At 69.0% G+C, this 26,229-nt stretch carries 20 protein-coding genes; 13 read left to right on the top strand and 7 right to left on the bottom strand.

Annotated elements, in window-relative coordinates; genetic code table 11:
• Positions 1-8 precede the first annotated feature (8 nt).
• From KF837_05440 to KF837_05430, 3 genes are all read right to left on the bottom strand, one after another.
• Positions 9-944, bottom strand: coding sequence for a hypothetical protein (locus KF837_05440; GenBank protein MBX3226732.1), 936 nt, complete (start codon positions 942-944; stop codon positions 9-11).
• A 259-nt stretch (positions 945-1,203) separates the two neighbouring features.
• A complete protein-coding gene (locus KF837_05435) occupies positions 1,204-1,956 on the bottom strand; it encodes a hypothetical protein (GenBank protein MBX3226731.1) in 753 nt (250 codons plus the stop codon).
• A gap of 9 nt (positions 1,957-1,965) precedes the next feature.
• Complete coding sequence (locus KF837_05430) at positions 1,966-5,712, bottom strand: DEAD/DEAH box helicase (protein MBX3226730.1); 3,747 nt, start codon at positions 5,710-5,712, stop codon at positions 1,966-1,968.
• 118 nt (positions 5,713-5,830) lie between these two features.
• On the opposite strand from KF837_05430, the gene KF837_05425 reads away from it, so the two are divergent.
• The 9 genes from KF837_05425 (at position 5,831) to KF837_05385 (ending at position 16,093) form a co-directional block, all read left to right on the top strand.
• Positions 5,831-6,811, top strand: a complete 981-nt coding sequence (locus tag KF837_05425) for a hypothetical protein (protein MBX3226729.1) — start codon at positions 5,831-5,833, stop codon at positions 6,809-6,811.
• Positions 6,812-7,080: 269 nt separating this feature from the next.
• Entirely contained in the window at positions 7,081-8,409 is a 1,329-nt protein-coding gene (locus tag KF837_05420; GenBank protein ID MBX3226728.1) for a hypothetical protein, read from the top strand.
• 27 nt (positions 8,410-8,436) lie between these two features.
• A complete protein-coding gene (locus tag KF837_05415) occupies positions 8,437-9,135 on the top strand; it encodes a crotonase/enoyl-CoA hydratase family protein (protein MBX3226727.1) in 699 nt (232 codons plus the stop codon).
• Entirely contained in the window at positions 9,132-10,280 is a 1,149-nt protein-coding gene (locus KF837_05410; GenBank protein MBX3226726.1) for a hypothetical protein, read from the top strand. The genes KF837_05415 and KF837_05410 overlap by 4 nt, the downstream gene beginning before the upstream one ends.
• 46 nt (positions 10,281-10,326) lie before the next feature.
• Positions 10,327-10,842, top strand: coding sequence for an LEA type 2 family protein (locus tag KF837_05405; GenBank protein ID MBX3226725.1), 516 nt, complete (start codon positions 10,327-10,329; stop codon positions 10,840-10,842).
• A 208-nt stretch (positions 10,843-11,050) separates the two neighbouring features.
• Entirely contained in the window at positions 11,051-12,961 is a 1,911-nt protein-coding gene (locus KF837_05400) for a hypothetical protein (protein MBX3226724.1), read from the top strand.
• Positions 12,958-14,013 (top strand): hypothetical protein, encoded by a 1,056-nt coding sequence (locus KF837_05395; protein ID MBX3226723.1) that lies wholly within the window; start codon positions 12,958-12,960, stop codon positions 14,011-14,013. The genes KF837_05400 and KF837_05395 overlap by 4 nt, the downstream gene beginning before the upstream one ends.
• Before the next feature lie 260 nt (positions 14,014-14,273).
• The gene (locus KF837_05390; protein MBX3226722.1) at positions 14,274-15,143 is read left to right on the top strand and encodes a hypothetical protein; all 870 of its coding nucleotides are present in this window, start codon (positions 14,274-14,276) and stop codon (positions 15,141-15,143) included.
• Between the two features lie 149 nt (positions 15,144-15,292).
• The gene (locus tag KF837_05385) at positions 15,293-16,093 is read left to right on the top strand and encodes a trypsin-like serine protease (GenBank protein ID MBX3226721.1); all 801 of its coding nucleotides are present in this window, start codon (positions 15,293-15,295) and stop codon (positions 16,091-16,093) included.
• Between the two features lie 28 nt (positions 16,094-16,121).
• On the opposite strand, the gene tesB is transcribed toward KF837_05385, so the two are convergent.
• On the bottom strand, positions 16,122-16,979 hold the full coding sequence (gene tesB, locus KF837_05380; GenBank protein MBX3226720.1) for an acyl-CoA thioesterase II: 858 nt from the start codon (positions 16,977-16,979) through the stop codon (positions 16,122-16,124).
• Complete coding sequence (locus KF837_05375; protein ID MBX3226719.1) at positions 16,976-19,096, bottom strand: serine/threonine protein kinase; 2,121 nt, start codon at positions 19,094-19,096, stop codon at positions 16,976-16,978. The genes tesB and KF837_05375 overlap by 4 nt, the downstream gene beginning before the upstream one ends.
• Positions 19,097-19,178: 82 nt before the next feature.
• Between KF837_05375 and KF837_05370 the strand changes: the two genes are divergently transcribed.
• Complete coding sequence (locus KF837_05370; GenBank protein ID MBX3226718.1) at positions 19,179-20,822, top strand: hypothetical protein; 1,644 nt, start codon at positions 19,179-19,181, stop codon at positions 20,820-20,822.
• Positions 20,823-20,825: 3 nt separating this feature from the next.
• Complete coding sequence (locus tag KF837_05365; protein MBX3226717.1) at positions 20,826-21,887, top strand: hypothetical protein; 1,062 nt, start codon at positions 20,826-20,828, stop codon at positions 21,885-21,887.
• 39 nt (positions 21,888-21,926) lie between these two features.
• Here the strand turns inward: KF837_05365 and KF837_05360 are convergent, their stop codons facing one another.
• On the bottom strand, positions 21,927-23,621 hold the full coding sequence (locus KF837_05360) for a M23 family metallopeptidase (GenBank protein ID MBX3226716.1): 1,695 nt from the start codon (positions 23,619-23,621) through the stop codon (positions 21,927-21,929).
• Between the two features lie 105 nt (positions 23,622-23,726).
• Here KF837_05360 and KF837_05355 point away from each other — a divergent pair, with 105 nt between their 5' ends.
• A complete protein-coding gene (locus tag KF837_05355) occupies positions 23,727-24,455 on the top strand; it encodes a tetratricopeptide repeat protein (GenBank protein ID MBX3226715.1) in 729 nt (242 codons plus the stop codon).
• Between the two features lie 106 nt (positions 24,456-24,561).
• Positions 24,562-25,470 (top strand): endonuclease/exonuclease/phosphatase family protein, encoded by a 909-nt coding sequence (locus KF837_05350; GenBank protein ID MBX3226714.1) that lies wholly within the window; start codon positions 24,562-24,564, stop codon positions 25,468-25,470.
• A gap of 2 nt (positions 25,471-25,472) precedes the next feature.
• Here KF837_05350 and lipB read toward each other — a convergent pair whose 3' ends face one another.
• A complete protein-coding gene (gene lipB, locus KF837_05345; protein ID MBX3226713.1) occupies positions 25,473-26,225 on the bottom strand; it encodes a lipoyl(octanoyl) transferase LipB in 753 nt (250 codons plus the stop codon).
• Positions 26,226-26,229 lie beyond the last annotated feature (4 nt).

The raw sequence follows: 26,229 nt of genomic DNA, 5'->3' as shown, positions 1-26,229 counted from the left end.
CCTCTCCTTCACTGGAAGCAGCTGGCGTAAGGACCGGCGCCGTCGGGCGACTTCGCCCAGGCGAGGCAGGCGAGACGGCCCTGGCCTTTGACGTTCGGGTGGAAGCAGTCGACGCCGTTGATGTCGTTCTCGGTGAACTTGAAGGTGCCGATCGACGTGTTCTTCTTGCCGGCGGCGATGCTGCCGACCCAGTCCGTGACGAACGCGTGGCCCTTCGGGTTCTTGCCGTTCGAGTTGGAGTTGTAGGCCCTCATCTCCGCCGCGATCGCGTCGTTGTACTGATCGACGCGCGCGCCGACCTGGGCGCGGCGGCTCGCGTTGCTCTCGCCGGTGACGATGCGGCAGATGCCGGCGATCGGCCAGATCCCCCAGTGGCACCAGTAGCTCTTGTCGTGGCCCGCCTCGTAGAGCGCGTCGACGCGCGGGACGGAGAGGACCTGCACGACCGACTTCGCCGGGAGGCACTGCGCGAGCTGGTTGAGGCCGGCGCGGAGCGCGTTCGTGTACGTGCCGACGGAGTACATGTTCGCCGCGGCGTCGCCGCTGTTCGACTTGGGCCGGTTGCAGACGTCGTTCGCACCGAGGAGCACGCGCACGCGCGTCGGCTTCACCCGTTGCGCGCAGATGCGGGCCGCCTGCGCGGGGAAGCTGTCGTCGCCGCCGACCATCTCCGCGCCGGTGACGGACTCGGACTCCTCCGTGAAGCCGCTCTGCATGCGCGCGAGGCGATCGGCGGTGGAGCTCACGCGGCTGTCGGTGCCCTGCACCCACGAGAGGTCTTCGTGATCGCCCGGCCAGCCGTTCGCGCCGAAGCCTTGCGAGATGCTGTCGCCGGCGTTGGCTTGCTTCGTCGGCGCCGCGTACGAGACGGCGGTCGCGCGAGTGCTGACGAACAAAAGACTCCCTAGCGCGATCATCGGGATCGCGCGACGCACGAGCTTCATAGGAACGACTCCTAGGTTCTGATCGAGCAGCGAGTGCTCGGACCGCGCATCACCGTTGCGCGTGACGGACTATCCTCTTCGCAAGACGTGAAAGCTCGGCACGGCAGCGTCTCGATTCTGCCGGCGATCGGTTTTGTGGGACTCTGCATCCTTCTCGCGCCGATGTGCGCCGCCGTCGCCACATCGTTGCCGAGTGGGCGCGGCCGCGACGGGAGGCCTATTTTTCAGGCTCGCCGGAACACGCTGCTCCTCGTTCGCCTCAGAGGTCAGGGGCGATGTCGCACACCTTCGCCGCGTTGCACACCGCGCGCTGCGGTGGGCACGGACCGCACACGGCGTCGAACGACTCGCACTGCGAGTACGCGGCGCGCGCGTCCGACGCGTAGCGCGCGCCGTCGCTGACGGCGATCGCGCCGTTCGGGCACACGCACGGCGCGCAGAGATCGCCGGCGACGATCGACATGCAGTCTACATCTTTCTCGCAGCTCGCCTCGTACACCTTCGGCTCGATGCTCGACGCCGACTTCGGCGGACCGAGCGCGCACGACGCGCTCCCGCCCGCCGCGACGACGAGCTCGCGCGGGCGGCGCTGCGCGTTCGGCGCCTCGCCCGCGATCGTGACGACGAAGTCGCCCGGCGCGAGCGGCGGCAGCTCGCACGTGGCGCGGCCGAGCCCGCAGATCGCGGGGCACTCACCGCTCGCCGGCGGGCACGACGTGACATCGACGGAGACGGTGATCTGGTTGCCGGCGATGCTCACCGCGCACGGCGCGACGCTCGGGTTGCACGGGAGACAGCCCTCCGTCTGATCGACCTCGATCGTGAGCGGCGTCCCCGGCGCGGCGACGCCGGGCACGCACGCGCGCGAGAGCTCCAGACGAGACGTCGTGCAGGTCGGGTCGCCGCCGCCGCTCGTCGACGAGGACGACGACGTCGACGCGTCGGGCGAGAACGTCGAGCCGACGCTCCCGCCGCAGGCCGCGAGGAACACCAACCCGACGACGCTCCGCATCCTCGAAGCTTAGCCCCCGAAGCGGAGCAGCTCGAGGAGCTCATGCTCGGAGATCGCCTTCGCCTGCCCCTTCCCGTCGAGCACGGCCGCGGCGAGCGCCTTCTTCACGCCGTGCATCTCGAGCACGGCCTCCTCGATCGTGCCGCGCGCGACGAGGCGGTACACCGTGACGGGCCCCGTCTGCCCCATGCGATGCGCGCGCGACGTCGCCTGCTCCTCCGCGGCGGGGTTCCACCACGGGTCGAGGTGCACGACGTAGCTCGCGCGCGTGAGGTTGAGGCCGGTGCCGCCGGCGAGGAGCGACACGCAGAACACGTCGTACGCGCCCGCCTGGAACGCGTCGACGAGCTCCTTCCGCTTCGTCGTCGCCGTGTCGCCGGCGAGGTACGCGACCGAGAGGCCCGCCGCCTCGAGCGCGCGGCGGACCTTGTCGAGGTACTGCGTGAAGGAGCTGAAGACGAGCGCCTTGTTCCCCTCCGCCGCGATCTCCGTCGCGAGCTCGACCGCGCGCGCGGTCTTCGTCGAAGGCCCGTCGTAGGTCTCGTCGACGAGCGCGGGATCGCACGCGAGCTGGCGCAGGCGCGTGAGCGCGGCGAGCAGCGCGATCCGGAGCTGCGCCGCGGTCTCGCTCTTCTTCTTCGATCGCTTCTTCGCGAATTCGGCTTCGATCGCCTGCCGCAGCGCGAGGTAGCGCTTGCGCTCGGGGACGGAGAGATCGAGCTGCTCCGTGATCTCCTCGCGCGGCGGGAGCTCGCGCAGGACCGAGGCGCGCGTGCGGCGGAGGAGGAAGGGCGCGAGCATGCGGCCGAGGGCCTCGAGGCGCTCGGCGTCGTTGCGCGTCTCGATCGGCCGCCGGAAGCGCTCGCGGAACGTCTCCGCGTCCCCGAGCAGGCCCGGGAACACGATGTCCACGATCGTGAAGAGCTCGCCGAGGTGGTTCTCGAGCGGCGTGCCGGTCAGCGCGACGGTGAAGCCGCGCGTCAGGCTGCGCACGGCGTCGGTGCGGCGCGAGCCGGTGTTCTTCACGTACTGCGCCTCGTCCACGACCGCGGTCGCCCACTCGATCGCGGCGAGCCGCGCGTGCTCGCGCGCGAGGAGGCCGTACGAGACGACGACGACGTCGCCCGCGCCCACGTCCGCGATCGCGCGGTCCTCGTTGAACCACGTCACGTCGAGCGACGGCATGAAGCGCGCGAGCTCCGCGACCCAGTTCGACGACACGCTCGCCGGCGCGACGACGAGCGCGGGCCCGATCTTGGCGCGCGCCTTCAGCACCGCCGCGGTCTGCACCGTCTTGCCGAGCCCCATGTCGTCGGCGAGGACGCAGCCCGGCGCCCACGTCGCGAGCTGCAGCATCCACTCCACCCCTTCGCGCTGGTACGAGCGGAGCGCGCCCTTCTCGAGCGGCGGCGCGCGCGTCGCCTTCGTGCGCGCGGTGAAGCGCTTCACGTAGGCGCGGAGATCGACGCCCTCTTGCGCGACGTCCTGGAAGACGTCGAGCGCCTCGTGGAGCAGGACGCCGAACGCGTCGTGCACCGTCGCGCCCGGCCCCGCGTTGTCGTTCGCGGGCGCGAGCTCGGCCGCCATCGCGACGGGCGCGAGCTTCCGCACCGTCTCCTGCCCGAGCTCGAGGAAGGTGCCTTCGCCCGCGGTGACGTAGCGGCGCGCGTGTCGCACGGCCTCGAGCACGTCGCCGACGGTGAGCTTCACCCCGTTCACGTCGAGCTCGCCGTCGAGGCGCAGCCAGTGGCCGACGCGGTTCACGCGCAGGTTCGAGCGCGCGTCGCGGAGCCCGATCAACGTCGGAGTACGTCCGCGCTTCACCTCGATCCGGAGATCGAGCGGGTTGTCGTCGAGCCATCCCGCGAGCGCGATCATCTCCTCGATCCCGCTGACGCTCCCGCCCTTCGGTCCCCAGTCGACCGGCGCGTCGACCTGCTCCGTCACCGCGGACGCGATCGCGAGCTCGTCGTCCAGCCGGCGCTCGACGAACACGCGCTTGTCTTCGATCTCGAACGTGAAGAGGCGCGCGCCGAGCCCGGGATCGACGAGCGGGGCCTTCGGATGGACCGACACGACCGGCTCGATGCTCGCGCCGTCGGGCCGCCACTCGATCCGCAGCGCGGCGCGCGGCTCGGCGGTGAGCTCCTCGCCGAGGGCCTCGCGCGGGAGCGACACGACGCCGGCGCTGACGAGCGGCTGGGTCGCGGTCGCGAGCTTCGGCACCGCCTCGCTCGGGAACGCGAGCGCGCCGCCCATCTTCGCGATCGTCTCGAGCCACGAGCGCAGCGGCGGCGGGACGTGCACGGAGCAGAGGAGGAGCGCGCGCGACTCGCGATCGACGTCCGCGCCGCCGCGGAAGACCGCGCTCGGCCCCGACCCGAGCAGCGCGGTCGGCGGGAGCGGGAGCGGCGCGTCGCCGACGAAGAGCCTGGGCGCGAGCGATCCGTTCGCGCCGCGCTCGAGGTTCACGCGGAGCTGCCCCACCACGAACCGCACCGGCTGGCCTTCGTCGATCGCGCCGCGGCTCGGAGCGAAGACGACCTTCGGGTGCTGCGCGAGGAGGCGCGCGAGCTCGTGCCCCTGCGGCGTTCCGAGGACGAGCATCGCGCGCGAGCCTTCGAGGCTGCACAGCGCGATGCGTCCGATCTCCCGCTCGAGCGCGAGGTCCGAGCGCTCCGACGCGAACGCGGCGTCGAAGGTCGCCTTCTTCCATTTCGTCGCGCGTCCGGCGGTGGGGCGCGTCCACGCCATCACGACGAAGCCGTAGTCGTGGTACGTCGGCTGGACGGAGAAGGCCCACTCGCGCGTGTCCTCGGCGTGCGTCTTCGGCGTGAGGTCGTCCAGCACGTGCTCCCACAGCGGACGCGACAGCTCGCGCTCGAGCCGGGCGATCGCCTCGTCCCTCCGCGCGTGCATCGCCTCGAGGAGCGCGCGCAGCGCGAAGAGCTCCCACGCGTCGGCGCCGGCGTACGAGGTGAAGGCCTGGCCCTCGAAGCGGAGCGGCGTCCCGGGCGCGAGCGCGACGGAGAGCGCGAGGCGGAGCGGACGCGCGAGGAGCGGCGACGAGCTCTCGCGCGCCTCGAGCACGCGGCGCTTCGGATCGTAGGTGAACGTCCACCCCGGGTGCCGATCGTCGAGCGGCCCCGGGAGCGCGTGCCGGATCTCGCACTCCACCGCGCGATCGGCGTAGAGCTCGGCGAGCTGCGCGTAGAGGACCTCGAAGCCGGTCGCCGGCATCGGCGCGGGTGGCGGCGGCAGCCAGATGCGAAGTCGCTCGAGCACCTGCGCGATCGCCGGCGCGTGATCGAGGAGGACGCTCCGGTCCTTCGTGCGCCAGAACCAGTCGGCGAGCGAGAGCCAGCGATCGGGCTCCGGTCCCGCGAGCGGCTCGCCGCCGTAGAGGGGGAGGCGCGTGAGCACACTGCTCGCGGAGTACACGGCGCGGAAGATCGAAGGCAGGGCGCTCGCGGGCTCCGGCCTGCCGCCGTGGAGCACGTACGCGAGCGCGGCGATGTGCTTGCACTCCCCTTCCCGGTCGTACGCGGGGCACGTGCACGACGTGAACGGCTCGCCCTCCTCGACCCCGATCTGGACGTCGTAGGGCTGCGTCCCGCGCACGCGGCCGCGGACGACCGAGACATCGCGCCGGGTGACCGTGACACGGCCGTCATCCGCGTAGTGCTGGCCGCGCACGAGCGTGCTTCGCTCATAAGAAGCGAGGACATCCTCGATCGCTTCGTCCCAGCGCGGCATGACAACGGCCTCCGCGCCATGATCCGAATGCCCTGGCGCCGCCGCGAGCGAAATCGCACTTTTTACCGCAATTGTCGCGCGCTCGACGCTGGCAAGCGCCTTGCTCTGGTGGAGCTCAATGCGTTCGCTCCTCGCCGTCGGCCTCGCCTCCGTATCGCTCACGTTCACCACCGCCGCCTCCGCGGCGGACCCGGCGCCGGTGGCGGAGACGGTGGTGGAGCCCGCGCCGGGCCAGGCCGCCGCGTCCGCGCCGTCGCCGTCCGCGATCCCGATCACGGCGACGTGCACCCTCGGCGACCGCACCGGCGTCGACGAGGCGGAGGCGAAGACGGCGGCGGACATCATCTGCCACGAGCTCGCGAAGCGCGGCGCGACGAACACGAACCACGAGGTCCGCTTCGGGAAGCTCGGCGGCAAGACGCTGCTCACCGTCGCGGCGCGGAACGGCAACGCGTACGACGAGGCGCGCACGTTCATCAACGGGATGGACGAAGTCGAGGTCGCGGGGCCGCGCCTCGTGAGCTCGCTCGTCGACGGCAAGCCGGTCGCGGAGACGCGCACGGTCGACAACGTGCTCGCGAACGAGACGCGCGCGCCGAAGACGCAGCGCGGCTCGGTGATGGCGAACCTCGGCATGTTCGGGACGACGAGCCTCGGCGAGACGTCCGCCGCATCGGCCGGCTTCGACGTCGGCATCGGCTACCGCGCGGGCGCGTTCGGCCTGACGTCGAGCGGCCGCCTCGGCGGGATCGGCAGCAGCGAGAACAAAGTGTCGACCGCGTCGCTCGACCTCGGCGGCCGGCTCTACATCGGCGAGAGCGACATCGCGCCGTTCGTCGGCGCCGGCTTCGCGGTGAGCTACTTCCATCTCAGCCGCGAGACGCAGGGTGAGCTCAAGGGCTCGGGCGCGAGCGCGTTCACCACCGTCGGCGTCGAGGCGCTGCGCTCGCATCACATGGGCCTCGTCGTCGCCGCGCGCCTCGACCTCCCGTTCTACGAGCTCGAGGGCAGCAACTACAACCCCGACCTCCTCCGCGCCGAAAAGGTGAGCGCGTACACGATGCCGATTTCACTGCAGGTCGGGCTCGTATTTCATTGAACGTCGGGGCTTCGCCCCGACACCCCACCCCAGACACGGCCCTCGCGCTGCGCGCTCGGGGCGCTTCGCGCCCGCTTTCGCGGCCGCTTCTGGGGCCCCGTTTAATTTGTTGGGGCAAGATGACTCATGAGAGTAGCTCGAGTGGATAAAATATCGATGAAGTGCGGAGTGCAAATGTGCTCCACGCGCTGAGACGCGGGGAAATCATGCTCCAAATCGCCACGCTCGCGCTGTGATTGAGCTCGGCGCTTCATTAGCGTCTCACGTGAATGAAGTGGTCAATTGGTTCGTCGTGGGTCGCTCGCTCTTCCGTTCTCCTCACGATGGTCGCGCTCGCCGCGTGCGCCGCCGACACCTCCGACGGCGAGGGCGAGGGCGAAGCGGCGGAGCAGGAGCAGACCGCGAGCGCGCCGGCGGCGAAGGAGCTTCAGATCGCGCAGCTCCCTCCCGCACCGCCGCGCTCGGCCGACGACGCGCAAGAAGACGCGCAAGAAGACGACGACGTCACGAGCACGACCGTGCACGCGAACGGTACGATCGCCGCCGCTCCGCCGTCGCGTGAGCGCGCGGTCGTGGCGAAGCTCGGGGCGCCGAGCCGCTTCCTCGTTGGTCTCGGCAACGATCAGGACGGCAACGGCGCCGACAAGCGCGCGGGCTACGCGCTCGGATCGAAGATCGACATCCACTACATGTACCTCTCGGGCCTCGGCTGGCCGACGTGGAGCTCGCCGAAGGGCGCGTACGTGAAGCTCGAGGCGGAGGCCGCGCGCCGCCACGGCGCGATCCCGATGTTCACGCTCTACCAGGCGGCCGTGCACGGCGACGGCAACCTCGCGCCGTTCGACACCGACTCGTTCATGACCCAGTACTGGGCGAACGTGCGCCTCATGTTCGAGCAGCTCTCCGCGTTCGGCGACGGCGCGATCGTCCACGTCGAGCCCGACTTCTGGGGCTACGCGCAGAAGAAGAGCAACGACGACCCCGCCGCCGTCCGGGTGCGCGTCGGCGCGCTCGTCCCCGAGTGCAAGGACCTCCCCTCCGACGTGAGGGGCTTCGGCAAGTGCATCGTGCGCCTCGCGCGCAAGCTCGCCCCGAACGTCGTCATCGGTCTCTCGGCCTCGAGCTTCGGCGCGACGTCGAACGGCGTCTCGCAGCCGGAGAAGATCGGGGCGTTCATGAACGAGGTCGGCGCGGTGGAGGCGGACATCCTCGTCCTCGAGACGCTCGACCGCGACGCGGGATGCTTCGAGGCCGGCACCGATCCGAGCTGCAAGCGCGCCGGCTCCTTCTACTGGGCCGACAAGGACTTCGCGAACCACCTCGCGTGGGCGAAGACGCTCCGCGAGAAGACGGGCAAGCCCCTCTTGTGGTGGCAGATGCCGCTCGGCGTCCCCTCCTCTTCTCCCGGCTCCGCCGGCAAGTACCGCGACAACCGGGTGAAGTACCTCTTCGCCCACGCCGACGAGTTCGCGGCGGCGGGCGGCATCGGCGCCGTCTTCGGCACCGGCGCCGCGAACCAGACCACGGTGAAGACCGACGGCGGCCAGTTCAAGAACGCCCTCGCGAAGTACCTCGCCGCTCCCACGTCGCTGCGCTGAGACGCGGACGCGTGGTAGCGTGCACGCGTGGCAAGCGAGCTCCTCACGTACACCCTCGAAGGCAACGTCGCGGTCGTCCGCATGGACGACGGAAAGGCGAACGCGCTCTCCGACGCGATGATCGACGCGATCCTCGAAGCGCTCGCGCGCGCGGAGAACGAAGCGGGCGCGATGATCCTCGCCGGCCGCGAGGGCCGCTTCTCGGGCGGCTTCGACCTGAAGGTGATGATGTCGAGCCCCGCCGCGGCGAAGGCGCTCCTCACCCACGGCGTCGACCTGTTCATGAAGCTCTACGCGTCGAAGGTCCCGCTCGTCATCGCGTGCACCGGCCACGCGCTCGCGGGCGGCGCGCTCATGGTCCTCTGCGGCGACCTCCGCGTCGGCGCCGAAGGCGCGTTCCGCATCGGCCTGAACGAGGTCGAGATCGGCCTGCCGGTCCCGGTCCTCGCGATGGAGCTCGCGCGCGACCGCCTCGCGAAGAGCGAGCTGACGAAGGCGACGCTGCTCGCCACCGTCTACGATCCCGGCGGCGCCGTGCGCGCGGGCTACCTCGACGAGATCGTGCCCGCGGACGCGGTCCTCGCGAAGGCGAAGGAGGAGGCGACCAAGCTGACGCGCCTCTCCAAGACCGCGTTCGAGGCCTCCAAGGTCCGCCTCCGCAAGAAGACGATCGACCATATCTACGCCTCGCTCGAGGCGGACATGGCGAGCCTCCTTCCGTCGTGAGCCGCTCCCTCCTCGCGCTCGCGATCGCGAGCGCCGCGATCGGCGTCGCTTGCAGCGAGCTGCGCGTGGCGGACACCGCGCCGGACGCAGGCGCGACGTCGTCCTCGTCGTCGACCTCGTCTTCGTCCGGATCGTCGTCGTCCTCCTCGTCGAGCGGCGCGATCGAAGAGGACGCGAGCGTCGAGGACTGCGCGACCGGCGTCTGCGTGCTCGCCGACAACCGTCTCTCGCCCGCCGATCTCACGGTCCGCGCGGGCTACGTGTACTGGGTCGAGCAGGGCACCGCGACGAACAACGGACGCGACGGCCGCCTCTCACGCGCGCCGATGCGGACGTGCGCCGAGGACGCGGGCTGCGTGCTCGACATGTTCGACGCAGGCTCCAACGTCAGCGGCCTCGCGGTGAACGCGTCGGACGTCTACCTCACGTACACGGGTCTCGGCGGCGGCCGCGTCACGCGCGTGCCCATCGTCGGCGGTGAGGCGAAGGTCATCGCGCCGGCCGAGGTCGGCGCGCGACGCCTCGCGCTCACGAGCACGCGCGTCGTCTGGGTCAACGCCGGCAATCAGCCGGCGAACGGCGAGATCCGGGGCCGCTGGCTCGACGACGACGATCCGCCCGGAGGAACGACGCTCGTGACCGACCTCGCGTCGCCGGCCGCGATCGCGGTCCGGAACGACAAGATCTTCTTCAGCGAGCGTGGCCGGGGCTCGAGCGACGGGCGCATCGTCCGCACCGACATCGACGGCACGAACCCCGTCACCATCGCCACCTCCCAGCCGCAGCCGCGCGGCGTCGCCGTCGACGCGACCTGGGTGTACTGGGTCGACCGCGGCAACGGCACCGTTCACCGCGCGCGCTGGGGCGGCACCGACGCGAAGGAGATCGTCACGAGCGCGCGCTCGCCCACCGCGATCGCCGTCGACGGCGACGGCATCTACTGGGCGGAGGCGGGCACAGACCCGGATCTCCTCGACGGTCGCATCCGTCGCGCCGACCTCGACGGCGCCGGCGCTGCGACGCTCGCCGAGCTGCCCTCCCCGGTCGCCGTCGCCGTCGACGGCGCGTACGTCTACGCCGCCGCGCGCGGCACGCTCGACAAGGGCTATCGCGACGGCTCCGTCATCAAGGTCAAGAAGCGCTGACCGAGTCGCTGGCGGTTCGCTCAGGTGCGCCCTATCCTCCCGCCGCGTGAAGCTCGCATTCCTCGCGCTCGGTCTCGCTCTCGTCGTCGCCTGCAAGAAGCCCGAGCCGCCGCACATCGTGCCGAAGGAAGCGCGCGTCGCGGCGGTGAGCCCGGCCGGGGTCGACATCGTCGTGAAGGTCGAGGCGACGAACCCGAACACGGTGACGCTCTCCGCGCGATCGTTCACCGGCAAGGCGAAGCTCGACGGGAAATACGACCTCGCGATGGTCACGGTAGAAAGGCCGATCGTGCTGCCGCCGCAGCAGCCGACGATGCTCGAGGTCCCGATGACGCTGCCCTGGAGCGACATGAACGCGCTCGCCACGCTCGCGACCGCGCAGAAGCCCGTCCCCTACGTCATCGACGGCTCCGTCACCGTCGGCGGCGAGTCGCTCAACGTCACGCTCCCCTACTCCCTCTCCGGCACCATCGCACGCGAACAGCTCATCGCCGCCGCGATGCGCGGCCTCCCGACGCTCATCCCTCCCGTACCTGCCCCCGCCCCCGCTCCCCCACGCTGAAACGCGCAGGTGGTCTGCATCGGCGATGCCGAATCGCAGCTAGCGCGGCGAGCCGGCGACGAGCTCGCCTACGTGTAGCCGCTCGAACCATGTGCTCCCATTGAACTGCGCCTGCGACGAAGCCCCTCTTGCATCGGTCTCTTGGATCTCTCATAGTGCACGCTTAGGCTGAATATCGCGAATTGATCCTAGAGCCGAGGGGGGGACGATGGGACAACGTTCGACGTGGTGGTTGGCTAGGCTGGCTCTCGTTCATGCGGCCCTTCCACTGGCCTGCAGCCTCACACCGACTGATGTCGAGGGCGAACAGGAAGACAGCACCGCAGAGGCATTTAGCTGGGCCTTCAAGGCGCCGCCGAAGTGCGCGTGCGCGGTACCGACGGTAGAAGGCAACTCGAGCACCTGCGATCTCTGTCGCGAGAAGGTGTTCGTGCGGCTCCCCAGCTCCGTCGAGCTCTCACGAGTCGCGCTCGGCGCAAATGACGGCTTGCGAATCGAGGAAGGAGTCGAGATCACCACGCCCCGTGCGAGCGACAAGGGATCAACGCCCGTCATCTCCAACGCAGGAGCAGAAAAGACCGCCGTTGATGAGAAAGCACGGCTCCAAGGCGAGCTATGGAGCGTCTCAGCCGTCCGCATCGACCGAAATGCGACCGTTAGCGGCGATGTGCATACCGCAGATTCCGTGCTCGGATGCCGAGCATGCGTTCGAGGTAGAATCTACGAGCGCGAAGCCATTCCTATCGAAGTCACGGATTGGAGAGTGACCGTCCCCAAGTCTGCCACCAAGAACATCGTAGTTCGCTCACGCGACGATCGAGATCTCCCGCCCGGGAGCTACAAGGGCATCCTCGCCAAAGGAGGACAAGTAGCATTTCGTTCCGGCATCTACGACGTTGAGGACTTGATCATCGACGACGATGCCGACGTCGAGCTCGACGATTCGGGAGGCCCGATCATCATCAGGGTCCGCGGGCGATTCGAGTCAGATGGCCGCTGGGAAAACGCGTCGGGCGACTCCTCGGCGAATGCTCTGGTGGCATACCTGGGACGATCGACCGTAAAGGTGCGCGAAGGCTTCAGCGGCTCGATCGTCGCATCAAACGCAGCGCTGCATCTAAAGAACAAGAACGAGCCTACACGAGGAGACAAGCATCGCTTGCACTCAAAGAAGAGCTCGAAGAACAAAAAGCACGACAAGAAGGAGTTCGGGAACGACAAAAAGCACGACAAGAAGGAGTTCGGGAACGACAAAAAGCACGACAAGAAGGAGTTCGGGAACGACAAGAAGCACGAGTCGATGAAGTTCGTAGGCAGCTACTTCGCCAATCGAATCATCGTCGATAGGGACGTGCGAATCGAACAAGCTCCATTTCAAAATTGGAAGCAGCTGTACACACCGCTCGCCACGGGAGAGCCCCCGCCACCGCCAGGCGAGGCTCCTGCTCGTCGTCCCCCACCACCACTCACTGCAACCACCCAGTCTGAAGCCTCAACACAGGTCGCCGAGTTCATCCAATGGGCAGCCTTCTCGTACCCCGAAGACGAAGAGCTTCTCCGGACATCCCTGGCCAATGCGCGTGAGAATGACGTGATCGTACGCGCCTTTTCAGGCGCTGTCGACGATGCGCTTTCGAAGGACTGGGACTATGCAATGGTCAGCCTGTACCTTCTCAGCTCCTTGCGCTCGCCGGCCGCGGAATCGTACCTCACAACCTTCGTTCGGAAACCTCTACCGTCGACAGGGCATGTCTTCGAACACAGCATTTTTCCTGATGGCATGCCCGTAGAAGCGGGTTCGCTCGCGCAGCTTCAAATGATCGCCGCCATCGGTCTTTCGCTGATTGATACGCCCACCAGTCGTAGCGAGGTATTGCGACTCGTGCGTGAGCATCCGGCGACCATGGTGCGAAGCGAAGCTGTCCGTGCTCACCTCCGAAACGGAGGCCCAACGGCTCGAAGTCAGCTGGGTACGCTACTCGCTCCGGAAGAGAAGTATTGGCTCGATCGATTTGAAAACCGTGATCTGAACAGCGGATCGTCGTTCGACGAACGATTGGCGACGTTCCTTTCTCTTCATCCGGAAGCGAGCCAGCCCCCAATGGAGGACGCGAAATGAAAACCGTGCGCTCGGCTAGCGTTGGACTCGTTCTACTCACGATGGGCGGCATCTTGATGATACCGCACGCCGCCTTCGCGGACTGTACCCCAATGGCGATGACACTGACCGACTCGGCTGTCTTCGCGGTTCATGGCTGCGACGTTCGCTTCCCGCAATGGAATGCGAAAGAGTTCAATATCGAAGAGGAGGAGTGGCGCACACGCGGGTACCATGCCGCGTGCAATACGACGCTCGAGTACGCAAAACACTGGAATGCGGTGTATCTGATTTGGCGAGGAAACATGTTTGGGCGACCGACCTTCGGTCCGCAGGCGTTCCATGACCCCGAGCGCGACTATCTCGAAGCCGCCAGAGCGCTTGATCGGGGCGGAAGGTGGCATGACAAATTTGAGCACCGCATGAAGGACGTGCTACCCGGTCGCGACGCGGAATCTCGCTTCACCTACCGCCCCTTCGCCGTAAATCTCGTTACGTCCGCATGTGTATTGTACTCAGGCGTGGGTTCGTACGGCGTGCACAGTGTAACCAATCGCGCAGCCAACTTCGTTCACGAGTCGTGGCACGCGTGGCAGGACATTAACGGCATCAATGCACGTCACAACACAAAGGGCGTTGATGGCTATTTTTATCACCCGAAGGCACAGTATTCCGGCGGAGATCTCTGGCAGGAGAAGAATGGGCATCGCAACTCTCATTCCGTATTTCAGGTCCAGGTAGAATTCCTGTGCGATACCGCTGATAATCCGGGGCCGTTTACACCATTCGTTGCTCGGGTTTCGGCGCAAATATATGCCACCAGTCTCGCCACCTCTCGACTCCTATCCGCAACGAGAACGCCTGAGGATGGCCTTGTCAGACTGGGCACGGGTCCAGCATACACATGCGGCTCGCCCGATCTGTTGGGTGAGCCCGTCACTCCACCTCCTCCGCCGCCAGCCTCAACTTGCAATTCATGCACGATAGATGTCGAGTGCATAGGATTCTGCCGGGATCGACGACTCGAAGACGGTGGCCTCATCCGTTGCTGCGACGATGAGGGCCCCCGCTGAGGCTCATGCTCGTCCGTGGACTTACCGTCGGAACGGTCCTTGTGATGACCGGATGTGGCTCGAATACGCTCGACCCGGGGGTCGGCTCATGGTCGTCGGTGGCGTTCATCGAGGCCTACGGCACGCGTGAGACCGATGCGGCGGACTTCAACGGGTCCGAGATGTTCCTCTGGGGTCAGGCGTGGCGTGTGGGGTTCGTCTTTTCGATTCGTGACGAGACTTGGCGGCGATGCAATACGAACGGGGCGCCGCGGGGTCGCTTGGGTGCATCGGCGTCGTGGGTCGGGGATCGCTTCGTCCTGTGGGGTGGCAGCCTGTGCCCGCCGGAAGAGGGAGGCGGCGGCGGTTGCGACGTCGGCTACGCCTATGACCCACGCGCCGATCGCTGGTCGACACTCTCCAAGACGAACCAGCCGTCGCCGCGATACAAACACGCGGCGGTCTGGACGGGAGAGCGGCTGCTGGTCTGGGGCGGCGAACACGCGGTGAACGTCTTCAACGACGGCGCGTCCTACGATCCTGTCCTCGACGCGTGGGAGCCGATCCCCGTCACCGCGGAGACGCCGAGCCCTCGCAAGCAGCCCACGCTGCTGTGGACGGGGCGCGAGATGCTCGTCTGGGGTGGGCTCGGGCCCGGCTCCGTTCCGGGCGCGCTGAACGACGGCGCGCTCTACGATCCGACGACCAAGACGTGGCGGACCATCTCGATGGACGGCGCGCCGGGCTACCGCGCCAACTACGCCGCGGTCTGGACCGGCACGGAGATGATCGTCTGGGGAGGCAGCGGATGCGTCGACGAGTGCTCCGACGGCGCCGCGTTCGCCCCCGCAACGCAGCGGTGGAGAAAGCTCTCCTCCGTCCGGTCTCCGGGCTATCGCGTCTTTCACAGCGCCGTCTGGAGCGGGAGCCACGTGATCGTCTGGGGCGGCTTCGGCAACGGCGACGGCGGGAACGACAGCGGCGCGCTCTACGATCCGGTCAACGACACCTGGACGCCGATGGCGCGTGCGCCCATCGGGCGTGGCAGCCACTTCGCTTTCTGGACCGAGCGCGGCATGCTCGTCTGGAGCGGCGGAGGCTCCGTCGCCAACACCTTCGGCGTGCCCGACGGCGCGTTCTTCAAGCCCTGACCTCGTCATCGCGATCGAATCGATCGCCGCTGCTCCGATCCTGGCTCAGCTGGCACATCCACGCAGGCACAACACCGGCGATCCACCCCATCTTCAACGGCATTTTGTGGGGTCAGCGGCCGGCCTGCTCCTTGCTGCTCTCGCGCTCCATGCGAAGCGCTCGGCTTCTGCTCGTCGCCCTCGGCACCACCCTCTTCGCCGGATGCATCGATCACGCGCCCGATCCGGAGCTGCCTGCGGATCAGGCCGGGACCATCGTTCCGCCGTCGGGAAGCAGCAGCACCACTGAGCCGAACAGGCCGCAACCGAAGCAGGCCCCGCGCGCCACGCTCGAGGTCCTGAAGGAGTCCGTCCTCGTCCTCATGCTCGACGAGGACGACAACGAGTACTTCTGCACCGGCACCCTCGTCGCGAAGGACCGCGTCGTCACCGCCGGCCACTGCCTCGAGCGCCGCCGCTTCCACGACTACCAGGTCATCGCCCCGCTCGCGGACGGCGCGCCGCGCGTGACCGCCTCGAACCCCACGCCGATGAGCGACCGCTTCCTCGACGTCGCCGAGCCGGACTTCGGGTTCCTCACCCTCGACGAGCCGATCGAGCTCGCGCAGTACGGCGTCCTCACCGACGTCACCGCGCGCGTCGACGAGGGAGCGACGGTGAAGGTCGCGACCGCGGTGCGGCAAGAAGAGGAGCGCGAGGCGCCGCTCGAGGCGGTCGACGGCCTCGAGGTCCGGTCGACGACGGACATGGGCTACGACCACGGCTTCGGCGTGCCGCTCTTCTCGCACGGCGGCGACTCCGGCGCCGGCTTCTTCCTCGTCGAGGACGGCCAGACCACACACAAGCTCGTCGGCGTCGCGCGCGAGCCCGATCCCGACTCGGGCCTCGATCACATCACGCGCGTCGACGCGAAGGTCCTCGCCTGGTACCGCGCCAACGCGGGAGAGTGACGCGGGAGAGTGACGCCGGCGGCTCGAGTCAGCGCTGGCGCATCAGGCCTTCTTGCGCGGACGAGGCGACGAGGGCTCCGTCCCGAGTGAACACGAGCCCGCGCGCGAGGCCGCGCGCGCCTTGCGCGGCGGGAGAGTCCATCACGTAGAGGAGCCACTCGTCGATGCGGAGGCGGCGATGGAACCACATGACGTGGTCGATGCTCGCGACCTGCATCCCCGGCGTCAGCCACGTCTTGCCGTGCGGGAGCATCGCCGTCGTCACGAACGCGAAGTCCGACGCGTACGCGAGGAGGTACGCGTGGAGCGCGGGATCGTCCGGCAACGCGTGGGCGGCCTTGAGCCAGACCATGCGCCGCGCCGACTTCGGGTTCGGGAGGAACGGATCGTCCTCCTCGCCCACGATGCGGAGATCGATCGGACGCTCCGCCACCGCGCGCTCGCGCACGAAGGCGGGGAGGCGATCGGCGAAGGCGGCGAAGCGATCCTGATCGCGCTTCACCGTCTCCGGCGGCGGCGCCTCCGGCATCGGCTCCTGATGCTCGAAGCCCGGCTCGTCCTTCTGGAAGGAGCACGACAGGTTGAAGATCGGCTTGCCGTTCTGGATCGCCACCACCCGCCGCGTCGTGAACGACGAGCCGTCGCGGATGCGATCGACGTCGTAGACGATCGGCCGCGAGACGTCGCCGGGGCGGAGGAAATACGCGTGGAGCGAGTGGACGTGCCGCTCCTTCGGCACCGTCTGCGCCGCGGCCGAGAGCGCCTGCCCCACGACCTGGCCGCCGAAGACGGTGCCCCAGCCGAGGTCCTGGCTCTGGCCGCGGAAGAGGTTCTCTTCGATCCGCTCCAGCGCGAGGAGCTTCACCAGGTCTTCGAGGACCGTCATTCCCACTCGAGGAGGCCCGCCGCGAGGAGGATCTCGATCGCGCGGAGGATGTCGCCGGGCGGGAAGGAGCGGTGCTTCGCTGCATACTGCATGAGATCGCGGAGCTTGGTCGGGCGGCGGACGAGCTCGCGCACGTTCGTCACCGCCGGCGGCCAGATCACGGACTCGAACGCCATGAGGTCGTCGCGCGGCGGCGCGGGCCCGAGGTTGCGATCGAGGTCGTCGCGGTGCTCGTTGATGATCGCGTCGCCGGGCTTCGCCGTCTCGAGGCCGGCGAGCATGAGCGCGGGCAGCTCGAGGTCGAGCGGGAACTCGACGTGGGGCGCGGTGTGGCCGCGGTAGAAGGAGAGCTGTCCGCCGCGCCAGAGGAACAGGTCCGCGACGCGATCGCGGCCCTGGTCGCGGATCGCGCGGAAGATGTCGACCGGGCCGACGAGGCCCATCGAGATGAGCGTGTCGCCCATGCGGCCGCTGTAGCGAGGGAGCACCGCGAGCGCGAGGTCGAGCTCCTCGCGTCCGAGCTTGCCCTTGCGGACGAGGTACTCGCCGAGGAGCTCGTGCGAGTTGCTCGTCGCGACGTGATGGAGCTTCCCGGAGACGAAGTAGAGCTCCTTGCGCCCGCCGCGCGACTCCGGCGGCTCCTGCATCGACGACGGATCGAGCTTCGCCCGCTCCGCGAAGAGCACGCCGGTCTCGCTCTGCGCGAGGACGAGCATGAGCATCTTCAGGATCGTGTCGGGCCCGATCTGGTCCTTCAGGTCGGGCGCGCCCGGGCCCTGGATCTGCGCGGTCGACGAGGCGGACGGCGGCGCGGGGAAGAAGCGCGCGAACTCCTCCATGTCCTCGACGAGGCGGAAGCCGCGCCCGATGAAGTCGACGCGATCGCCGCGCTCGACCTGCCCCGTCGCGAGCCCCTCCATCAGCTTCGCGAAGGTCCACGGACCGAGCTCGGTGCCGTCCTTCTTGAGCACGCGCGACGGGAGGAATTGATACTCCATCGTCTTCTGCTCGGACGGCCTGCCGGGATCGGAGGCCTCCGCCTCCTCGCGCGTGACGACGGCGCGAGGCACGCCCCCGCTCTGCCGCGTCGCCTGGATCTTCACCGAGGGGACGCGCGGCGACTCGACCGCGACCGCGCGCATCGCGGCGCTGTCACGCTGCGCGACGAGCTTCGTGTCGGAGGAGCCGTGCGCCTTCACCCAGCGCACGCGCGCGGCGATCTCGCGCGCGGCGAGGCGCTTGTCGGCCTCGAACGGCGCGAGCGCAGCCGCGAACGCGGCCGCGTCGGGGAAGCGCTGCGACGGCGCGCGCGCGAGGCCGCGCTCCATGACCTCGAAGAGGCCGGGCGGCAGGCGCGGCTTGATCTCCTCGAGCGCGTCGATCTTGCAGTCGCGGATCGCGAGCAGGATCGCGAGCTGGCCGCCGCCGGGGAAGAGCGGGCGGTTCAGCAGCATCTCCGCGAGGACGGTCGCGAGGCTGAAGAGGTCCGCGCGCTGATCGCTCGTCTCACCCGCGACCTGCTCCGGCGAGAGGTACGCGAACTTCCCCTTCAGCACGTGGCCCGCCTCGCTCCGCAGCGTCGCGCGCGTGGTCGAGCGCGCGATGCCGAAGTCGCCGAGCTTCACCGTGCCGTCCTTCGACAGGTAGATGTTCGACGGGCTCACGTCGCGATGGATGATGCCGAGCGCGCCGCCCGACTCGGGATCGAGCGCGGCGTGCACGCTCTCGAGCGCGCGCAGGATCTCGCGCGCGATGTAGATCGCGACGCCGATCGGGAGAAACTCCCCCTCCTGCCGCAGCTTGCGGAGGAGGCGGTAGCCGTCGACCCCTTCGATGTACTCCATCGCGAGGTAGGGCTCGCCGCGCTCGTCCGTTCCGGCGTGGTACACGGTGACGACGTTCTCGTGCGTGACGGCCGCGTGCAGCCGCGCTTCGCGGTGGAACATCGTCCGGCCCTCCGGATCGCCCGCGAAGTGCGGGAGCAGCCGCTTCACGACGAGCTTCTGCGGGAGGTCCGAGGCCTCGGTGGCCGGATGCGCGAGGTAGACCTCCGCCGTTCCACCGACGGCAATACGCGCGTCGAGGATGAACGGGCCGAATCTTCGATTCGCGCTCACGAAGGCGAAATGGTAGCGATTCCGCCGTCGTATGTCACGAATGCGTGAAGCGATTTCGGGCGTTGCGATAAGCTCGCCGGCGGTGAGGACGGCGGTTCTTTTCGCGAGCGTTCTGGCGTGCGTCGGCCTCCTCGCGGCCTGCGAGAGCTGCAAGTCGCCGCGGACGCCGGAGGGTGACGGCGCCGCCGCCATCTCGCCGCCCGACGCTCGCCTCTATCTCGTCTCGGATCTCGCCGGCGCGCTCGAGCCGTGCGGCTGCGTGAAGGACCAGCTCGGCGGGATGGACCATTTCGGCGCGCTCGTCGCGACGGAGAAGAAGACGGCCCCCGCGTTCGTGACGGTGTCCTCCGGTCCCCTCTTCTTCATGGACATGGAGGTCGCGGAGGAGCGGAAGAACCAGGAGCTCGCGAAGGCGCGGACGATCGCGGCCGCGATGAAGACGCTCGAGCTCGCCGCCTTCGCGCCGTCACGCAACGGGTTCCTCGGCGGCCCCGGGGAGCTCGACGAGCTGCGCGCCACGAGCGGCGCCGCGATGCTCGCCGCGAACGTGACCGGCGCGCCCGGCGCGACGAAGTCGAAGCTCGTCACGATCGGCAAGCTGAAGGTCGGCCTCATCGGCGTCGCCGCGCCCGACAAGGCCGAGCACGTGACGACGCCGCTCGAAGGGATCACGTCCGCGCCCGCGGCGCCAGCGGTGAAGGAGGCCGCCGCCGCGCTGACGAAGGACGGGGCGCAGGTGCTCGTCGCGCTCGCGGCGGTAGGGCGCGGCGAGGCGAAGCGCATCGCGGACGAGGTGCCGGAGCTGACCGCGATCCTCGTCGGCTCGACCGGCGCGCGCGGCGACGAGAACACGAAGCCGGCGCCGCCGGAGCGCATCGGCGACGTCCTCGTGGTCGAGACCGCGAACCACCTCCAGACGGTGGGCGTGCTCGATCTCCACCTCCGCGACGACGCCGGCGCGGGCGGCCTCGTGAGGTTCGCCGACGGCACCGGCCTCGATCGCATGCGCAAGCGCGAGGAGCTGAACGGCCGCATCGACGAGCTCCGCGGGAAGATCGCGCAGTGGGAGGGCGACAAGAGCGTCGCGGCGAAGGACGTCGCCGACCGCAAGGCCGACGTCGCGCGCCTCGAGGGCGAACGCGACGCGCTCGACAAGGCGCCGCCGCCGAAGACCGGCAGCTTCTTCCGCTACTCGATGCGCGAGATCCGCGACCAGCTCGGCGTCGACGAGGCGGTCAAATCGCAGATGAATGCATTTTACAAGAAGGTGAACGACGAGAACAAGATCGCCTTCAAGGACAAGAAACCTCCTCCCGTCGCGAAGGGACAGCCCGCATACGTCGGCGTCGACATGTGCACGAACTGCCACGAGGAGCCGCGCAACGTCTGGGACAAGACCAAACACGCGACCGCCTACCCCACCCTCGAGAAGGACTTCAAGGAGGCGAACCTCGACTGCGTGAGCTGCCACGTGACCGGCTACGACAAGCCGGGCGGCAGCACCGTCACGCACGTGGCCGATCTCAAGAACGTGCAGTGCGAGGTCTGCCACGGCCCGGGCTCGCTCCACGCCGCGGACCCGAAGGCGAAGATCCCCGTCGCGCGCCCCGGCCCCGAGATGTGCCTCGAGTGCCATCACCCGCCCCACGTCCATGTCTTCGATCCGAAGGCGAAGATGGCGGACATCCTCGGACCCGGGCACGGCCGCCCGCTCGCGCAGAAGTAGACGATGAAGCGGGGGCTCGTCGTCGTCGCGATCGCGCTCGTCGCCGCCTGCGCGGAGCTCCGCGTCGCGGAGGTGAACGACGCGGGCGCGCCGACGACGCCCGACGCCGACACGGTCGTCGTCACGCTGCCCGACGGCGGGACGGTGGTGGTCCCGATCGACGCCGCCGCCGCCGACGTCGATGCGCCGCCGACGTCGTGCGACGGACCGTGCACGTTCGAGACGCTCGCGACCGGCCTCGTCCAGGCGACGACGATCACGGTCGACGACGCGAACGTGTACTTCGCGGTCGAGTCGGGCGCGGGGACCATCTACCAGTGTCCGAAGACGGGCTGCAGCGGCGCGCCGCTCGTGCTCGGCACCGGGAACGCGAGCTCGATCGTCGTCGCCGGCGGCATCGTCTACTGGCCGGACTACTTCAACGGCGCGATCCACGGCTGCAACGTCGGAGGGTGCGAGCAGCCGAAGTCGATCGTGTCGAACGAGAGCTTCTTGAGGGCGCTCGGCTACGACGGCACGCACCTCGTCTGGATCGGCGGCAGCGCCCTCCGCCGCTGCCCGCGCACGGCGTGCAACACGCTCACGACCCAGACGCTGACGACGACGAACGTCGACGGCACGAGCATCGCGGTCGGCGGCACCTTCGCCTTCTGGGCGGCTCCTTTCATCCAGAAGCTCTATCGCTGCGCGAACCTCGAGGGCTGCACGCCGCAGGAGGTGGGACCGGGCAGCCACGACGTCAGCACGGACGGCAAGGACGTCTTCTGGGTCGACGGCGTCGGGAAGGCGGTGCTGACCTGTCCGATCGCCAACTGCAGCGCGCCCAACGTGCGGAAGATCGGCTCGTCGTCGGCGGCGTTGCGCCCGGTGAGCGACGGCACACACGTCTACTGGTACGAGTCCACGCGCACGCGCCTCGTCCGCTGCCCGGTGACCGGCTGCGCGCCGGAGCCCGTGGTGATCGCCGACGATCAGCGGACGCAGCCAGCGATGGGCATCGCACTCGATGCAGAGTACATCTATTGGACGACGACCTCCGCGGTCCGCCGCATGCGCAAGCAGTGACGCGCGCGACTCCGCCGCGGAGCTCGGGTGCGAGGGCGGCTACTCGTGGAGGTCCTTGTCCTCTTCGACGTCCGGAGGGGCCTCTTTTTCGCTCGGGGCGGCGGGGAGCGCGACGGCGTCGAGGACGGCGTCGAGGTCGGCGCGTTTTCGGGCGAAGGACTCGCGATCGGCAGGCGGGAGGACGCGGACGCCGTCCATCTTCAGCGACATCGGGTCGATGAATTGGCCATTTCGTTTCACGACGAAATGGAGGTGCGGGCCCGTCACGCGGCCCGTCATCCCGACGAAGCCGATGTTCTGGCGCGACTCCACCTTCACGCCCGAGCGGATGCCGGGCGCGATCTTGCTCATATGGCAATAGGCCGTCGTGATGCCGCCGCCGTGATCGATCGAGACCATGTTTCCGCACGGGCCGCTGTCGCCGGCGCTCGTCACCGTGCCCGCCGCGGACGCGAAGATGGGGGTGCCGGTCGAGCCCGCGAAGTCGACGCCGTTGTGCGGCATCACCACGTGGAGGACCGGGTGCATGCGGTTCGGGTTGAAGCGCGACGTGATGCGCGAGAGCTGGAGCGGTGGGCGGAACTGGCCGTGGTACGGCTGGCGGCCCTTTGCGTCGTAGAAGCCGGCCGCCGGGCGCTGCTTCGCCGGGCCGTCCACGTCGGGGCCGCGCTCGTAGTAGTAGACGCGGATCGTGTTGCCGGCGCGGGGCGCCATCTCGATCGCCTCGAGCTTCACCTTCGCGAAGACGCCCTCCACCCAGTCCTCGGTCGAGACGACGCGCATGCGCGCGCCGGGGCGGATGCCGTCCTCGACGTGGCCCTCGAGCGCGTCGTCGATCTCGTCGACGAGCTCGGGGCGCATGTTCGCGGCCGCGATCGTCTTCGCGAGGTCGGCCGCGACGACGATCGCCGAGCCGACGCGCTTGTGCTCGACGAAGAGCGCGAGCTTCTTCGCGTCGAGGTCGGGCGGCGGCGGAGGTTTGCCCTTCGGCGTCGCGCCGGCGTCGGCTTCCTTCGCCGCCGCGTCGGCGAGGTCGGCGGGATCGACGCGCGCCTGCCACACGTCGTACGGCGACGTGATGTACTCGAAGGCGAGCACGCTCCCCTTCTTGTCCTTCGCGAGGACGAACTTGTCGTTCGCGCCGGGACGGTCGATGTGCTTCACGTCCTCGAAGGCGCGGTTGAGGCGCTTGATCTCCGCGCGCGTGAGGCCTGCCGCCGTCAGCGCCGCGACGAGGCCCTTCTTCCCGAACGTGCCCTCGACGACGTCGACGCCCGCCTCGTCCTTCATGCTCGCGACACGCCACACCGGCGGAGGACGCACGACCGGCGCCGCCTCCTTCGCGATGGTGCCGGCGTCGATCGTCACCGCGGCGACCGCGCCCGCGCCCGCGTCGTCGCCGACCTCGCCGCTCGTCAGCGCGAGCGGCGGCGGCGTCATGCCCAACCGCTTCGGCGACGCGATCATCAGGCCGACGCCGGTCGCGACGAGGAGGCCCATCGCGCCGAACGTGTAGAGACGGGTCCGATCCGGCTTCAGCGGCGGGAGCCGCCGAAGACGCAGCGACGGGGGCGGTCCCTTCTCCGGCTTCGACGGCGTCGGCTTCGACGGCGTCGGCGCCGGCTTCGACGCGACCGGCTCCTCCTCCTCGTCCGCAGCGTCCGCAGCCGAGTCAGGCGCGGAGTCCGGGGCGCGCTCCTCCTCGAGCTCGGAATCGGGGCTTTCCTGCGACATTGCTTCGTTTCTCGGCGGAGCGGGCCGGCGGCCCACATAGCCGCTGACCGGAGGCGACGCAACCAGGGGGTTTCCCGCCCGAATGGCCGAGGTAAGTTCTTGAAAATGAACGAACGCGTGAAGCAGCTCCTCGTCCTCGGTCGCGAGCACTACGCGAAGCGCGAGCTCGAGAAGGCCGAGCAAATGCTCCGCATGGTCCTCGAGGAAGAGGATCGCTACGCCGACGTCCACGACATGCTCGGCGTCATCGCCCACTCGCGCGGCAACTTCGTCGTCGCCGAGCGCCACTTCGAGCGCGCCCTCGAGATCAACCCCGCGTACACCGAGGCCGCGCTGAACCTCGCCGTCACGTACAACGATCGCGGCAAATACGAGAAGGCGCGCGAGGTCTACGCGAAGATCAAGGTCGGGCCGAGCGGCACGACGCAGGGCCTCGACCCCTTCGCGCGCGGCAAGATCGCCAACATGCACGCCGACGTCGGGCAGGCCTACTACGACGCCGGCCTCCTCCGCGAAGCGATCGCGGAGTACGAGAAGGCGATCCTGCTCTGCCCGCACTTCGCCGATCTGCAGACCAAGCTCGGCGCGCTGCTCCGCGAGATCAACGATCTGCCCGGCGCGCGCGTCCACTACGAGGCGGCGGTGCAGACGAAGCCGAACTACGTGCCCGCGCGCCTGCAGCTCGGCGTCATCCTCCTCTCGCTCGGAGAGACGACGAGCGCGGAGGAGCACTGGCGTCACGTCATCCAGCTCGAGCCGGAGAACTCGCAGGCGAAGATGTACCTCCGCATGCTCGAACGACAGCGCATGTCGAAGCCGCCGCCGGCTCCGTGACCAGGGCCCGGGTTCGATCCGATCCCGGGTTGCGCAATTTAACTACTTGAAATTACTTGATAGTGCAGATGTAAGTCTTGGTCCGACCATTGCTCCTTGGGAGGACATGACGACGCGCTCCTTCCTCTTCCTCGCTCTCCTCTGCGCAACTGGCTGCGCAATCGACCAGGCCGACGAAGACGAGGGCGCGCCGCTCGCGACGATGCCGGACCCGCGCGCGGAGGAGGAAGAGGATCCCTCCGCGATCCCGCCGAGCGAGTCCGACCTCACGGCGGTCTCGACCTCGGCCGCGACGGGCGCCGCTTCGCTCCGCGTCATGACGTACAACATCAAGCACGGTGAGCTCACCGGCCTCGACCTCGCGAAGATCGCGGCGGTGATCAGGGAGAGCAACCCGGACATCCTCGGCCTCCAGGAGGTCGACGACGGCACGAAGCGGAGCAAGGGGCAGCGTCAGACCGAGGAGCTCTCGGAGCTCACGAACATGCCGCACGCGTACTACGCGCCGGCGTTCGACTACGACGGCGGCAAGTACGGCGTCGCGATCCTCTCGAAGTACCCGATCGGCGCGAAGAGGACGGTGCGCCTCGACGGTCACACGAAGTCGGGCGGCGGCTTCGAGCCTCGCGTCGCGGCGGTCGCGGACATCACGGCGAAGGGCGAGACCGTCACCTTCGTGACGATGCACGCGAGCCTGCACGAGGACGAGCGCAAGGCGACGGGCAAGAAGCTCCTCACCGCGCTCGGCGCGCGCGCCGGACGCGCGATCATCACCGGCGACTTCAACGAGAAGCCGGGCGCAGACATCGGCGGCGCGCTCACGAGCGCAGGCTTCGTCGACGCCTACAAGGAGAAGCACCGCTTCTTCGGCTACACCGCGCCGGCGAACGTCCCGCTCCGCCGCATCGACTTCATCTACCGCGCGAAGGGCATGGGCAAGACCCTCCACGGCTGGGTCCCGAACACGACCGCCTCCGACCACCGCCCGGTCGGCGCCGTGATTCCCCTGCGCTGAGGCTACGGCGGCGCGGACGTGAGGGTCACGTCGGCGTCGAAGACGCGCGCGAAGTGGGGGAGCGAGGCGCGCGCGGCCTCCTCCACCGTGGGGAGCGTCTTCACGCCGAGGCGTTCGAGCGAGGTGACGCCGAGCTCGCGGATGCCGCACGCGACGATGAGGCCGAAGCCGGACGCCGACAGATCGGTCGTGATGTTGAACGCGAAGCCGTGCATCGTGACCCAGCGCGAGAGCCGGACGCCGATCGCGCCGAGCTTCGCGAGCTGCAGGTCGGTCGGGACGCCGATCGCCGCGTCCTTCGCGCGATCGACGTCGAGGCTCGACGGCGCGTTCTCGTCCACCCAGACGCCGATGAGGTTCGGGAGCATGCTCGACGCGACGCCGTGCTCCGCCGCGAGCGCGCTCATCACGGCGCAGAGGTCGGCGACGTAGCGGCGGACGTCGCAGCGATCGGGCTTCAGATCGAGGATCGGATACGCGACGAGCTGCCCGGGCCCGTGGAACGTCACGTCGCCGCCGCGGCCCGTCTCGTAGAGCGCGACGCCCTTCGCCTCGCGATCTTGCTCCGAGACGACGATGTGCTCGCTCTTCGCGCTGCGGCCGAGCGTGATGACGGCGTCGTGCTCGAGGAGCAGCAGCGTGTCGCCGATCTCGCCCGCGACGCGCGCCGCGACGAGGCGCTCCTGCAGCCGGTGCGCCTCGTCGTAGCCGATCCGGCCGAGCCAGTGCGCGGTGATGGACCGTCGCGTCGTCATCGCG

The sequence above is a fragment of the Labilithrix sp. genome (genome assembly GCA_019637155.1).
Classification (GTDB): Bacteria; Myxococcota_A; Polyangia; order Polyangiales; family Polyangiaceae; genus Labilithrix.
Note: the sequence above shows the minus strand (reverse complement) of the source record. Positions and strands in the feature narration are given on the sequence as shown.